General features: G+C 34.9%; 12 protein-coding genes. All 12 read right to left on the reverse strand.

Translation table 11 applies throughout. The features are described from left to right. Positions 1 to 6 precede the first annotated feature (6 nt). On the reverse strand, positions 7 to 666 hold the full coding sequence (locus P5P90_RS09360; RefSeq protein WP_278034445.1) for a CoA transferase subunit B: 660 nt from the start codon (positions 664 to 666) through the stop codon (positions 7 to 9). Positions 667 to 757: 91 nt separating this feature from the next. After that, positions 758 to 1,459, reverse strand: a complete 702-nt coding sequence (locus P5P90_RS09365) for a CoA transferase subunit A (protein WP_278034446.1) — start codon at positions 1,457 to 1,459, stop codon at positions 758 to 760. A gap of 118 nt (positions 1,460 to 1,577) precedes the next feature. Beyond that, positions 1,578 to 3,881 (reverse strand): penicillin-binding protein 1A, encoded by a 2,304-nt coding sequence (locus P5P90_RS09370; protein WP_278034447.1) that lies wholly within the window; start codon positions 3,879 to 3,881, stop codon positions 1,578 to 1,580. Between the two features lie 2 nt (positions 3,882 to 3,883). Further along, positions 3,884 to 4,369, reverse strand: coding sequence for a gliding motility lipoprotein GldH (locus tag P5P90_RS09375; RefSeq protein ID WP_278034448.1), 486 nt, complete (start codon positions 4,367 to 4,369; stop codon positions 3,884 to 3,886). After that, on the reverse strand, positions 4,353 to 5,660 hold the full coding sequence (locus P5P90_RS09380) for a PSP1 domain-containing protein (protein WP_278034449.1): 1,308 nt from the start codon (positions 5,658 to 5,660) through the stop codon (positions 4,353 to 4,355). Before P5P90_RS09380 ends, P5P90_RS09375 begins: the two co-directional genes overlap by 17 nt. A 183-nt stretch (positions 5,661 to 5,843) precedes the next feature. Then, on the reverse strand, positions 5,844 to 7,379 hold the full coding sequence (locus P5P90_RS09385; RefSeq protein ID WP_278034450.1) for a hypothetical protein: 1,536 nt from the start codon (positions 7,377 to 7,379) through the stop codon (positions 5,844 to 5,846). 113 nt (positions 7,380 to 7,492) lie between these two features. Next, a complete protein-coding gene (locus P5P90_RS09390) occupies positions 7,493 to 7,723 on the reverse strand; it encodes a ferredoxin (protein WP_278034451.1) in 231 nt (76 codons plus the stop codon). After that, positions 7,723 to 8,964, reverse strand: coding sequence for a peptidase U32 family protein (locus tag P5P90_RS09395; RefSeq protein ID WP_278034452.1), 1,242 nt, complete (start codon positions 8,962 to 8,964; stop codon positions 7,723 to 7,725). Before P5P90_RS09395 ends, P5P90_RS09390 begins: the two co-directional genes overlap by 1 nt. A gap of 6 nt (positions 8,965 to 8,970) precedes the next feature. Next, entirely contained in the window at positions 8,971 to 10,329 is a 1,359-nt protein-coding gene (trhO, locus tag P5P90_RS09400; RefSeq protein ID WP_278034453.1) for an oxygen-dependent tRNA uridine(34) hydroxylase TrhO, read from the reverse strand. 189 nt (positions 10,330 to 10,518) lie between these two features. Continuing rightward, entirely contained in the window at positions 10,519 to 12,789 is a 2,271-nt protein-coding gene (locus P5P90_RS09405) for a helix-turn-helix domain-containing protein (RefSeq protein ID WP_278034454.1), read from the reverse strand. A 111-nt stretch (positions 12,790 to 12,900) separates the two neighbouring features. Continuing rightward, a complete protein-coding gene (locus P5P90_RS09410) occupies positions 12,901 to 13,467 on the reverse strand; it encodes an OmpH/Skp family outer membrane protein (protein ID WP_278034455.1) in 567 nt (188 codons plus the stop codon). A 234-nt stretch (positions 13,468 to 13,701) separates the two neighbouring features. Continuing rightward, positions 13,702 to 14,562: a class I SAM-dependent methyltransferase gene (locus P5P90_RS09415; RefSeq protein ID WP_278034456.1), complete on the reverse strand. Its 861-nt coding sequence runs from the start codon at positions 14,560 to 14,562 to the stop codon at positions 13,702 to 13,704. Positions 14,563 to 14,652: the final 90 nt, after the last annotated feature.

Here is a 14,652-nt window from a genome sequence, read left to right on the forward strand (position 1 = left end):
GTAAGTTTAATTAATTTTCATTTCTGGAATATCGCTTTCAATTAGCAATTCTGCTTCTGTGGCAGAGATGATATGCTCTACTGTAACACCAGGTGCTCTTTCCAGCAATTTAATTCCTTTAGGTGTAATTTCCATAACTGCTAATTCAGTCACGATTTTTTTAACGCAACCCACACCTGTCAATGGTAAAGTACATCTTTTTAGAATTTTACTTTCTCCAGCTTTATTGACATGCATCATGGCCACAATTATATTTTCGGCAGAAGCCACTAAATCCATCGCACCACCCATTCCTTTGACCATTTTTCCAGGAATTTTCCAGTTGGCAATGTCTCCGTTTTCGGCTACTTCCATAGCCCCTAAAACCGTTAAATCGACGTGTTTCCCACGGATCATCCCAAAACTCATTGCTGAATCAAAAAAACTGGCTCCAGCAAGTGTAGTAATGGTTTGTTTTCCCGCATTAATCACATCGGCGTCTTCTTCTCCTTCAAAAGGGAAAGGACCCATACCCAGAACGCCATTTTCGCTTTGAATTTCGACGTTTATTCCTTCTGGTATATAATTCGCTACCAGCGTAGGAATTCCTATCCCTAAATTAACAAAAAAGCCGTCTTGTAATTCCTGAGCAATTCGTTTTGCAATATCTTCTTTTGTTAAAGCCATAATTGTAATGAGTCAATTTGGAAATTTGGAAATTTGAAAATATCAATCAACAACATTTTCAAATCTTCAAATTATCACATTTTCAAATTATTTATTTCTTAGAACGAACTGTTCGTTGCTCAATTCGCTTCTCATACTTCTCCCCTTGAAAAATACGTTGCACAAAAATTCCAGGAATATGAATTTGGTTGGGGTCTAAAGTTCCTGCTTCAACTAATTCTTCCACTTCGGCAATGGTAATTTTAGCAGCACCAGCCATGGCAGGATTGAAATTTCGGGCTGTTCCCTTAAAGATTAAATTTCCTGCTATATCGCCTTTCCAGGCTTTCACAATAGAAAAATCGGCTTGAAAAGCTTCTTCCATTACGTACATTTTCCCATTGAATTCTCGGGTTTCTTTGCCTTGGGCTACTTCCGTACCATAACCTGCAGGAGTAAAAAAGGCAGGAATACCTACTTGAGCCGCTCTACAACGTTCGGCTAAAGTTCCTTGTGGAATGAGTTCGACTTCGAGTTCACCCGAAAGCATTTGACGTTCAAATTCGGCATTTTCTCCTACATAAGAAGAAATCATTTTTTTTATTTGTTTTTTTTGCAAAAGCAGTCCTAATCCAAAATCATCTACTCCGGCATTGTTTGAAATACAAGTTAGATTTTTGGTGCCTTTTTGAACCAATTCGGCAATGGAATTCTCAGGAATACCACATAATCCAAAACCACCCAACATCAAAGTCATACAATCTTCAATTCCTTGGAGCGCCTCATGAACGTTATTTACTTTTTTGTTAATCATAACGAATCGATTTCTTTTTTTATTAAAAATAAGGCTTTATTTTCAAATGAAAAAAAATAATGTGGTCCATTAACATTCATAAAAAAACCTCCCGATTGGGAGGTTCTCTATTTCACTTCTATAATTCAAATTCATCTGTTGTTTGAACGGTATCTTTAGCGACTGTATCTCTAACAACTCTTGGCTGATAACAATCTACTTTTATAGAAAGATTAGCCGGTCTTTCAAAAGGTTCTTTCGACACTTTAAGATTAGGATCTTGATAACACAATTTCATAAAATACCCCCAAACAGGTAAGGCAGCCGTAGCTCCTTGTCCGTAGGTAAGACTTTTAAAACGTGCCGAACGGTCTTCACATCCTACCCAAACACCAGTTACTAAATTTGGAACCATTCCCATAAACCAACCATCTGATTGATTTTGTGTAGTACCTGTTTTACCTGCGATTGGGTTAGTAAACATATACGGATATCCAGTCCATCTATTATCTCCACTTCCTCCGTATTCTGTTCGTAATCGAGAACCAGAACCGCCTTCGGTTACCCCTTCCAACAATTTAACTACTGCAAAAGCAATATCTTTATTCAACACATCATGAGATTCTGGAATAGGCTCATAGATTACTACCCCACTTTTATCTTCAATACGGGATAAAAATTGTGGTTTATTATAAACACCTTGGTTAGCAAATGTACTGTAAGCTGCTACCATTTCTTCAACCGTAATATCAACCGCTCCAAGTGCAATGGAAGGTTGAGCAGGGATTTGAGTTTTAACCCCTAATTTGTGCGTTAATTTAATAACCGCCTCAGGACCTACTTTGTCAATTAATTTAGCCGAAACCGTATTAATAGAATTGGCCAACGCTTTTTTAAGCGTTACCATTCCAAGATAAGTGTTATTAGAGTTTCTAGGTGTCCAGGTTTCAGTTACATGATGACGTCCTACAGGAATAGTGAATGGCGCATCAATAATGGTATCACATGGCGACATATTTAACTGCTCAATTGCGGTGGCATAAACAAAGGGTTTAAAGGTAGAACCTACTTGTCTTGCTCCTTGTGCTACGTGATCGTATTGGAAATACTTATAATTAATTCCACCTACCCAAGCTTTTATATGACCTGTTTGTGGTTCCATTGCCATTAAACCTGCCTGTAAAAAGTGTTTGTAATAACGGATAGAATCCAACGGAGTCATAATGGTATCTTTCTCACCTTTCCAAGTAAATACGGTCATTGGGACTTTCTTATTGAAAGATTCAATGATCTCATCATCCGTTTTTTCCATTGATTTCATAATAAACCAACGATTAGATGCCTTCATGGCTTGTTTTAATATACGATTGGTTTCCTTTTCGGTTATGCTTACAAAAGGAGCATTTTTGTTATTCTTTTGTTCTATAAAAAACTCCTCTTGAAGATTCGCCATATGGGCAGCCACTGCTTCTTCGGCATGGGCTTGCATTCTTGAATCTATTGTAGTATAAATTTTTAAACCGTCTTTGTAAATATCGTAGTCCGTACCATCTGGTTTTTTGTTGGTTTCGGCCCATTTTTTTAAATAATCTCTCAAATATTCTCTAAAATAGGTTGCCGTACCTTCTCTATGGCTTTCTAATTTAAATTTCAATTTGATAGGCAACTCTTGTAATTTTTCTTTCTGTGCATTGGTAATCATACCCGCTTTTTCCATTTGTGCCAACACCACATTTCTACGGTTTTTAACACCCACAGGATTTCTAACAGGATTATATAAACCAGAATTTTTGAACATACCCACCAAAATTGCCGATTCGTCTACCGTTAATTCTTTAGGTGTTTTTGAAAAATAAGTCTGAGCTGCCGAACTCACTCCTACTGCATAATTTCCAAAATCATACACGTTACAATACATTGCAAGAATCTCATTCTTAGTATATTGTCTTTCTAATCGAATAGCAATAATCCACTCTTTCGCTTTTTGAACGATACGAAAAGGTAGAAATTTAGAACCTTCTCCGTGAAAAAGTTGTTTTGCTAATTGCTGGGTTAAAGTACTCGCTCCACCATTTGTCCCTAAGCTTAAAATAGCTCTTAAAGTACCTCTACCGTCAATTCCTGAATGCTCGTAAAAACGCTCATCTTCAGTTGCTACTAATGCATCAACCAAATTTTTAGGTAAATCAGAATACTTTAATTGCGAACGATTTACCTGAAAATATTTCCCAATTACAACCCCATCTGATGATATAATTTCGGTTGCCAAATTAGAATCTGGATTTTCTAAATCTTCAAAAGAAGGCATAGGTCCAAAAAGACCCCAGGAAGCAAATAAGAAAAAGAGAAAAACGCCTCCTAATCCATAAAAGAAAAACTTCCAGAATTTTTTAGCATAATATTTAATATCCTGTTCTGTATTATTTGTCTTTTTAACTGCCATAACTATTTTTTATTCTTTTTTTCAATTCTTAAACCCACTTCTGTAATACCCTCTAATTGGGTAACTCCAGGAACTTTTCCTCCTTCTCTAACGGCTTGTTTGATATGGAGTTTGTATTTTCCTCTAAATTTTACATTTTCTTTATAGTACAATTTACTTTCTTTGATATCTGTAAATCCGTTACCTAAAAGGGTACCGTCAGGTGCCGCCATTTCGTATTCTAAAGTGTCTACTTTAGTATAACCATTTGGTTTTTCTAAACTTACAATCAAAAATAAATTGCTAAACGGATAATTATTATTGTCCCTGATATTTAAAAAAAGATCGTATTTTTTAGTCGAATCCAATTCTGGTAAGTTAAAAGAAACCACACTATCTTTATGCCAAGCACTCCCTACCGACTTGTACTCATCAAAAACCCTTTTGTCATCACAAGACAAAAAGAACACGCTCACTAAAAGTATTAAAACGCTATTTTTTAGCTTCATTTTTTTTAATAATTATAGGTTTTCTAGGTCCTTTGGACTTTTTATCTCCTGCTTGTTTTTGCTCAGTTGTAGCTGTTGGAGCTCCCTGTGCTGGTTTATTAGATGGTTTATTTTTATGTGACGGTTTTTTAGCATTTGGTGTTGCCGCTGTACTTTCAACTGTTTTTTTAGCCTTTTTATTGTTTCGCTTGTTTCTTTTTGGCTGATCAAAACGTGTTAAACTTTCTTGACCCATTGCGTTATTGAAGTCTTTTTCAACCTCTTGAGTCACTTCAATAGCGTAATCTTCTAATGATGAAACTTTATTTTTTAACTTATTTTCGGCAATAATTTCTTTAACCTTATCAATCTTTAGAACGTGCCAATTGGCAAAATTATTGGTATAAGCAAACCACATTAATCCTTTGAAAATATCCTGTTTTTGACAAACAGCATCTCCTTTTTCGGTAATTAATTTGGTTTCAAATTCTGGAAAACCTTTTAAGGCATCCATATAAGTATCTAACTCATAGTTCAAACAACATTTTAACTTTCCACATTGTCCGGCTAATTTTTGAGGATTTAAGGACAATTGTTGGTAACGCGCCGCCGAAGTATTTACGCTTCTGAAATCCGTTAACCAAGTCGAACAACACAATTCACGTCCGCACGAACCAATTCCTCCTAAACGAGCCGCTTCCTGACGGAAACCTACTTGTTTCATTTCGATTCGGGTATTGAATTCTTTAGCAAAGTCTTTAATTAATTGTCTAAAATCGACACGATCATTAGCAGTATAATAAAAAGTTGCTTTAGAACCGTCTCCTTGAAATTCGATATCAGATATTTTCATTTCTAGTTTTTGAGCAATCGCTAATTCGCGTGCTCGTACTTTCATTGGCTCTTCTTTATCACGGGCTGCTGTCCAAATATCGATGTCTTTTTGAGAAGCCTTACGGTAAATTTTAGGAATATCATTCGCATCCGGATTGATTCCTTTTTTCTTCATTTGGATACGAACCAATTCACCTGTAAGCGTAACAATTCCAATATCATGACCAGGAGAAGCTACTGTAGCAACAATATCCCCCATACTCAAAGTCAATTTTTCGGTATTGCGAAAAAACTCTTTTCTTCCATTTTTAAAACGGACTTCAACACAATTAAAAGGGGCATCGCCATTAGGCAAACTCATATTAGAAAGCCAATCGAAAACCGTTAATTTGTTGCAGCTGTCGGTGCCGCAAGTCCCATTATTTTTGCAACCCTTAGGTGAACCACCATCAGAAGTTGAACAACTTGTACATGCCATAATTTTATATGTAGTGTTGCAAAAAAGCAACTTAAGTTCTTAAAACGATTAATGTGTAAAGATAGTATTTTTTAGTTTTAAGTTACAACCGTTCAAAAGAGCAATAAATCATAAATTTATACTAAAAAAACCCATTACAAAAGATGCTGTAATGGGTTGAATTTAAACTCAAAGGATACTGTTTTATAGAATGGAATTGAATCGCAGCGTTGAAAGCATCATTAAAATGTTAAACACTTTTTCATCAGTTGGAGTAGAATATAATAAGCCAAAAACGGGCTTTTTATTATAGATTTTTAAGGTTGTCATTTCTTGTCCATTAATCTCAAGATCAGTTTGGTTTCCGGCTTTGCTGTTTTCAATCACAAAAGGAATTTTGTAGAGTTCGCCTTCCAGAATATAAGGAGTTGTACCATTTTGCTCTGAAGAGGAATTATTCCAAAATTCGGGTATTTTGCTTATGGAGGATTCGTTTTTTCCATCCCAACTTTGCGAGAAATGATTTTTTGAATCTATACTATTTCCTATTATAATTTTGAAATGGCCAATGGTATCCTTGCCACGTATCAAATAGGATATTTGCTTTGGGTCAATAAACCGATTTGTGCTAGATTGACCTTTGAGGTAGGTGTTGTATGATTTATTTCCGTTGGAATCCCTAGTTAATTCGCGTTCTTTCCCTTCCCGAGTTTCTTCGATAAAAGGAATTTCACAAAAATAGGAAACATTGTCATTGACATCCATAAAACCAAATTTTGCCAAATATCTTATTGCTCTTATTTTGTCTGTTTCCAAGCTGGACAATAAGGTAAGAGAGGTATTGAAAAGGTTATTCCCAAAATTATTTACTCTTTTTGTTTTTCGGATTTTAGTTTTTTGAATTATCCATTCTTGTTTTAATTGAAGTTGTTCTATTAGGGAGTCATTTTTGGCAACAAAATTTAGTTTTTGAACTTTTTCCAATGTTTTATCAACATCTAAAAACAGGCAAGCTGGTGTAACTTCCAGTTTCAGCTCTTTTTGTGGAGTACTGGAAAAAAAAATTTGAACAGCTTTGTCAAATGCCTGAAGAAAAGATTCCGTAAGTGCAGGAATTTTTCGAAGCAAAATTTTACCATCAGGAACCAAAGACCTTTGCATTTCGACCATCATTTCATTAGAAAAAATTACGGACTCGTTGTTTCCGTCAACAATTAATGCTTTGAAACGCATATGATATGGGGCATTATCGAGACTTTCGAATAATGGGCCGGTATCAAACACGTTTGAAAACACGTTCTTTTTTTTATCAGTTATTGGATAAGGACCGTTGTCAATTATTTGAAAAAATAAATGCCAGCTACCGTTTTTTCTGTTTCTTAATTTCGTTTTGAAATTGGATGAATTGAAAAGGTTGTCAATCTGACGCAATTTCAGTTGGGGATTAAGGGCAACGGCATTCCAACGGGCATTTATTGCTGAAAGGATGCTTTGTTTCATCTTTTCAGCAATTGCATCATCTGTGGCCAAAATTACTCGGAAATTATAATTGGGTGCAAATCCATTTGTTGCTTCCACGATGTTGGCGTTATAGCCATACTCCATTTTTTCAATCTGGATTATTTGTTTTTCTGCAGACTGTGAAAATGCACCATAAGTTGACAAGCACACTAAATACGTAGCAATTGATTTTATAATTTGAATACTATTGATGCTGTATTTCAACATATTGACAATCAATTTTGATTATTTTTCCAATCATAAAGATACAAATTTTGCAATAAAAGTATTGTCGTCTGATTATATTTTTTAAAATGGACAGTAATTAAGCGTAGTAATCCTAAGACAAATAGCTAAGTTTCTTTTATTGTAATTATTTTCACAGGACAGGCTTTTACGGCTAATTCACAACTTTCGGCAATGCTGTAATCATGCGATTTTAAGGTAAAAAACCCTTTGGCATTTTGCGAATGCAATAAAACTGATTTACCGTCTTTTTTAGACATTTGAAACTGTAATGGAGCCATTTCTACGCAATAATTACAACCAATACATTTATCTCTTTGCAAGGTAACTATAACCATTAGGCTTCCACAATTTTATATAATTTGTCCGACATACGGATTCGGAATGGCAATTTGAACGTACAATCATCTCCTTTGGTTGCTTTATCGGCTTGAGCATCGTTCACAAACATTTCTTCAATAAGCATTTCCTGAGCTCCTGTGTTAGGTCCCGTAATTAAAATTTTATCTCCAATTTTAATATCGTAAGCCTCAATTTTAAATTGACCAATCTCGGCTTTTGGGAAATAATGTGTTCCTTTTCCAATATACACTTTTTTCTGGGTAGCCACAGAACCGGGAACTTCACTCCATTCACCTAATTCCTGACCCAAATAATATCCGGCCCAAAATCCGCGATTGTAAACCGTATTCAATGCTTCCATCCACACAGCCACTTTTTCTTTCGAATAAGTTCCTTCGTAATAGCTATCAATCGCCTCACGATAAGTTTTGATTACTGTTGCCACATATTCCGGAGCACGGCCACGACCTTCAATTTTTAAAACCTGAATACCCGAATCGATTACCTGATCCAGAAAATCCAAAGTGCATAGATCTTTTGGCGACATCATGTATTCATTATCCAACTCGATTTCGAATCCGCTCTCCTGGTCGATTACGGTATATTTTTTGCGGCAATTTTGCTTGCAGGCACCTCTGTTGGCTGAAGAATTATGCGAATGCAGACTCAAATAACATTTACCTGAAACTGCCATACACAAGGCACCGTGACCAAAAATTTCGATTTCTACTAAATTCCCTGAGGGACCTTTTATTTGCTCTTTTTCAATTTGAGAAGTGATGCTTTTTACCTGACGCAAACTCAATTCGCGACTTAAAACCATCGTATCGGCAAAAAGGCTATAGAATCGAATAGTTTCAATATTAGTGATATTCAACTGAGTGGAAATATGCACTTCCATTCCAATGCTTCTCGCCATAGCAATAACTGCCTGGTCCGAAGCAATAACCGCAGTAATATTGGCTTCTTTGGCTTTATTCAATAAAGTTTTTACAACCGATAAATCGTGATCGTAAATGATGGTGTTCAAAGTCAGGTAACTTCTCACCTTTTTTTCCTCACAACGTCGGGCAATTTCCGGTAAATCGTCTATGGTAAAGTTTACTGTCGAACGGGCGCGCATATTTAATTGCTCTACCCCAAAGTAAACCGAATCAGCACCATTATCTATTCCAGCCTGAAGTGACTCAAAGTTCCCAGCGGGAGCCATGAGCTCAATTTTATTCGTCAATGTCATGATAAATTAGTCTAAAATTTTATATAATTTATCAGATAAACGAATTCTAAAAGGAACTGCAAATGTTAGTTTGTCGCCAGCTACAGCCTGAGTTCCTTCGTATCCATTAACAAACATTTTTTCTAAAACCAATTCCTGATTTCCTGTTGTTGGACCCGAGATAAGGATTTTATCACCCAAATTCAATTCTTGGTTTTCAATCGTAAAAAGACCAATTCCCGCTTTTACATAATAATGCTCGGCTTTACCTACTAAGGTCTTTTTTACTTTTATTTTCTGGCGAATATCATTTGTTCTTGAAGCAGTAGCTAAGGCAGCGTTTGGTAAATTTCCTGAATGTTTGAATTTCAAACTTTCTGATTTTCCTTTACGGAAAACCTTATTTCCTACTTGTTTTCCGCTTCTTAGTTTGATTTGCTCTTCGTATGGTAAATGCGTGATTTCCTGACATTCGGTAGAACAGCAATTTTCCATAGCTGCTTTACAGTCGTCACATTGGATAAACAATAAATGGCAACCATCATTAGCGCAATTGGTATGATTATCACATGGTTTTCCACACTGATGGCATTGTGCAATAATATCATCCGTGATTCTTTCTCCTAAACGATTATCAAAAACGAAGTTTTTACCAATGAATTTGCTTTCCAAACCTTCTTCCTGGATTTGTTTCGCATAATTGATGATTCCACCTTCCAATTGGAAAACATTTTTAAAACCTTGGTGTTTGAAATAAGCGCTGGCTTTTTCACAACGAATACCACCGGTGCAGTACATTACCAGATTTTTGTCTTCTTTAAAGTCCTGAAGTTGTTCGTTGATAATAGGTAAACTTTCTCTAAAAGTCTCTACATCAGGAGTGATAGCGCCTTTAAAATGACCTACTTCACTCTCGTAGTGATTTCTAAAATCTACCACAATAGTATTTGGATCTTCCAGAATTTCGTTGAATTCTTTGGCTTTCAAGTGAACCCCTTTGTTGGTTACATCAAAAGTATCATCGTTTAGTCCGTCAGCAACAATCTTGTGACGTACTTTGATTGTTAATTTTAAAAATGCGTGATCGTCATGTTCAACAGCTACATTCAAGCGAATGCCTTTCATGAAATCATACACTTCCAGCGTTTCTCTGAAAGCTTCAAAATTTTCGGCAGGAACGTTCATCTGAGCGTTAATACCTTCATGTGCAACGTAAATACGACCTAGTGCATCGAGTGCATTCCAGGCAATAAATAAATCATCACGAAATTTTTTGGGATCTTCAATTTTGGCATACGCATAGAAAGACAACGTAAGACGTTGTTTACCTGCTTGATCAATCAATTCAGCTCTTTCTTCTGCGCTTAAGGTGTTGTACAGTTGCATGCTATAAACAGTTTAAGTTTAGAAAAATTTTTTGCAAAAGTATAAAAAATTTAATTAACCACGAATTGCACGGATTTCCACAAATCAATTAGCAGCTAAAAATTTCACAAATATTTCTGATTATAAATTCTTTAGTGAAATTTAAACTCAATGCTGTTCGAGTGAATTAGTGGAATTCGTCTACCAAAACTAATTCAAACTCGCCTTGAACATTCGCAATTCTTCCCAGCTGTATTTGTCACCAAATTGTTCTTTCATTGGGGTTAACGATTCTTCTTTGTAGTATTTGAAGGCTTCCGCCAATTCATCAATTGTATCCTGAGGCAAAATTTCGCTAATAGAAATTCTTTTGTCCTGAATTAATTTGACCAAATGTCCCTGAATGGTGTTTACCGTTAACGTTCGAATTTTGGCAATATCCTCAATCGAATGTTTGGCAATCCAAAGATCGAAAGTCTCTTCAACTGTCGATTTTTTCGGTTCCTTTTTATCTTTTTTCTTCGAAATATAACGGTCTACATCCGCATCATCTTCAATCAAATTCACATGGGTTGCTTTGAACTGATTTTGGATGGCTTCTTTTTTCCTTGAAAGATATTTTTTAATCTCGTCCGAACTGAGTTTTTCTTTAGAAATAGCCTTTCCTGCCATGACGGTTTCGATAAGTAATTTGGCTTTCATCAATCGCAGAACTGCTTTAGATTGTAACTCTTCCAATTCGGATAATTCTTCAAAATAAGCTTTGGCTTTTTTAGCACGTTTGACTTCTTCGATTTTCCATAAAATTTCAAAAACCAAATCATCCATTGGTTTGAAAAAATAACCAATAGCAGCCTGAATACGTTCAGAAACATGAATCAAATCGACCGTTTCATTGGCAAAAATTTTATTCAACTGAATGATGAATTTTTTGGATGGATCCAAAACCGATTCGATAGTTGCAAGTTGTTTGGCTGCCCAAAGCGCATTTTTGGATTTTATAGAACTTTCCGATTTATCCGAATAACTGAATTTATGATTGCGCCATTCCTGAGCCAAATCGTACCAATCGAAACAGTTAATCAAATAATTATGAATAAAATTCTTAGTTTCAAAATGTAAAGATTGCTTCAATACTTCCTCAGTGGCTTTATTTTGGGCATAATCCATCACATCCTGGTCGTTGGAAATACCATTCATTCGCAACGGAGACAGTAAAATTAAGCCCTCTAACGAACGTAAACGCGATAAAGCCACATACGCTTGTCCCGGCATAAAAACCTGCGAAACATCAAGCGCTGCCTTGTCAAAAGTTAAACCCTGACTTTTATGGATGGTTATGGCCCAAGCCAATTTGATAGGATAATGCACAAAAGTTCCCAACACCTCCTCTTCTACTTCCTTGGTTAAGGCATTGACTTTGTATCGGATGTTTTGCCATTCGTATCTTTCTACTTCAATGGTTTTATTTTCTTCCGGAAAATGAACTAATATTTCCTGACTTGAAAGTGATTTGATAATTCCCATTTTGCCATTGAAATAGTTTTTTTCGAAAGCCAAATCGTTTTTCACAAACATGATTTGAGCTCCCACTTTCAATTGCAAATTGTATTCAATCGGGTAAATTTTCTCTGGAAAATCGCCTGTAATTTCAGGTGTATACGTAATTAACTCCCCTTTCAAATCTTCCAAAGACTGTGCATTCATAGCATCGGCTTTAGCATTATGAGTGGTCAAGGTAATATAACCTTTGTTAGCTTTTAAATCAAAATCGGGTTTGACATATTGGTTTAAAGTCTGAACATCTTCAGGGGTAATTTGGTTATTCCTCAAATTATTTAAAACCGAAATAAAACTAGAATCCGTCTGTCTGAAAATCTTAGACAACTCGATATACAACGGCGGACTTTGCTGAACTACATGCGAATGAAAAAAGAATTTCCCTTTGTAATAATTACGCAGAGTACGCCATTCTTCATCCCGAATCACAGGGGGTAATTGTAATAAATCGCCAATAAACAAAACCTGAACACCACCAAAAGGAGCCGTTTTTTTGCGAACGGTTTGCATCATATAATCCATCGCGTCCAGCAAATCGGCACGAAGCATACTCACTTCGTCAATAACCAGTAATTCCATATTTCGAATCACCGATTTCTTTAAACTGTTCATTTTAAAATGCCTACGCAAACTTTCCTTAGTTTCAAATTTGACCGTTTCGGAAAATTGAGATTCGGCAGTATGCGAAGGAATAAATCCGCTAAACGGCAATTGAAACATCGAATGAATCGTAACGCCGCCGGCATTTAGAGCGGCAATACCTGTAGGTGCCACCACCACAGTATTTTTATGCGTAGTTTCAATTATTTCCCGAAGTAAAGTAGTCTTACCCGTACCCGCTTTTCCAGTCAAAAAAACCGAACGCTGGGTTTGGTTAATGAACTGTAAAGTATATTTTGCGGCTTCTGATAAGGTTTGCATTTATAAGTAATATAAGTATTTTCTTAAATATAATTTAAAAGCTAAAAGTAAATAAAAAATGCCTTCAATTCAAATTAGAAATGAAGGCATTTTAATTATTTATAGAAAGAATTATTTCTTTTCTTCAGCTTTAGTTTCTGATTTAGAAGAAGCTTTGTATTTGTCATTCAAAGCTTTAATGATATCTTTAGTAATATCATATTTATCCTCTGCATATAAAATAGTCGCAGCATCACCTGTTCCGTAGATATAAGAATAACCTTTTTCTTTACCGTAATCTTTAATAAACTTTTTAACTCCTTTGATAAGCGTATCCATTTCTGCACCACTTTCTTGTTGTAATTGTTGTGCCAAAGCTTGTTGAGCATAACCTAATTGTTGCTCTCTTTTTTGCAATTCAGCTCCTCTTTTTTGGGCCCATTCCTGACCATTAGCTTGAGCCTGAGATTGGAAATTAGCAGCATCTTGTTTAAAACGATTAATTTCAGCTTCTAATTGTCTCCCTTTTTCTTCTGATTGTGCTTTATATTTTGCTTCAAGATCTTTTGCTTCTGTATATTCCTTCATTAATTCCGAAGTATCTACATAAGCTGTTTTCATTTCTTTAACTTCGGCAGTTTTGTCGTTACAAGCAACAACTGAAATAGAAATTGCAATAATTAATAATAATTTCTTCATTGTGATTAAATTGTGTAATTGATGTGATTGAAGCAAAAATATAAAAAAATAGATAGTAACCTAAGAAACAACAAAAAAATGGGAAAATTTTAAACTATTAAGAATTACTATAATAAAACCAAAACCCATAATTTATTGCTATAAAAAACGAATTAAATAAATTAAGAATAAAGATAAATCTAAAAAAAGACAGCAAATAATACTATTTAAACAAAAAAAGCCTCTTAAAAGGCTTTAAAATGAGTTTTGGTTGTTTTTTAGCACGTAAATTAAGGAAGAATACTCTAAATTTTGTTTTGCTTTCCAATTTGACTGCAATCCGATAAAAAATGCTTTTATAAAATTCATTTTTCCGTTTTTGTATTTTTCAGAAAGCAAACTCACATAAAAAGAATCAAATTTCATTGGAAGCACTTTTTCTAATTTCATATTTTCTTTTGCAAAAAGCATTTGAATAGCTTTTTTGGAAAAATGCCAAAAATGAATAGGCACATCATAAGCTGCCCAAAACGAATCATAATATTTAGCATCGAAAGATTTAAAATTAGGTACTGCAACAATAAGCGTCCCATCCGGTTTTAATAAACGTTTCAGTTCTTTGATTTGAAATTCTAAATCGGGTACATGTTCTAAAACATGCCACATTGTAATCACATCAAAAGAATGATTTTCTAAAGCAGATGTATTTTCAACAAAAGAAATTCCTTTATTCTTTGCTATACCCTTCGCTCTATCGCTCGGTTCAATTCCCACTGTTTGCCAACCGTCATTTTTAGCAACCATTAAAAAATCACCTGTCCCGGCACCAATATCTAAAATTCGGCCTTTTTGGGATTGCTGAGAATTAATTAAATTCAATTTATTTTTTAAAGCAATTCCTTTTACAAAATGATAGGCTTTTTCAAATAAAGATCTTTTGTTATCCGTATGCGAAATATAATCTTCACTTTCGTAATACTTCCCTAAATTTTCTAAACTAGGTTGTGGATGTGTAATCAACATATCCAAATTTTCGTCATAATATAATTCGAAGATTTCTTTTGAAACTGAATGATCTTTTACAGTAAGAAAATGTTTTTTATTTGAAATATCCATTTTAGTTTTATAGTGGTCAGTGGTCCGTTTTTAGTAATCAGTTTAAAAGTTTGCTAAATTTAAAAATAAAAGAAACAGACTTTTTTTAGT

This window comes from Flavobacterium nitratireducens (genome assembly GCF_029625335.1).
Taxonomy (GTDB): Bacteria; Bacteroidota; Bacteroidia; order Flavobacteriales; family Flavobacteriaceae; genus Flavobacterium; species Flavobacterium nitratireducens.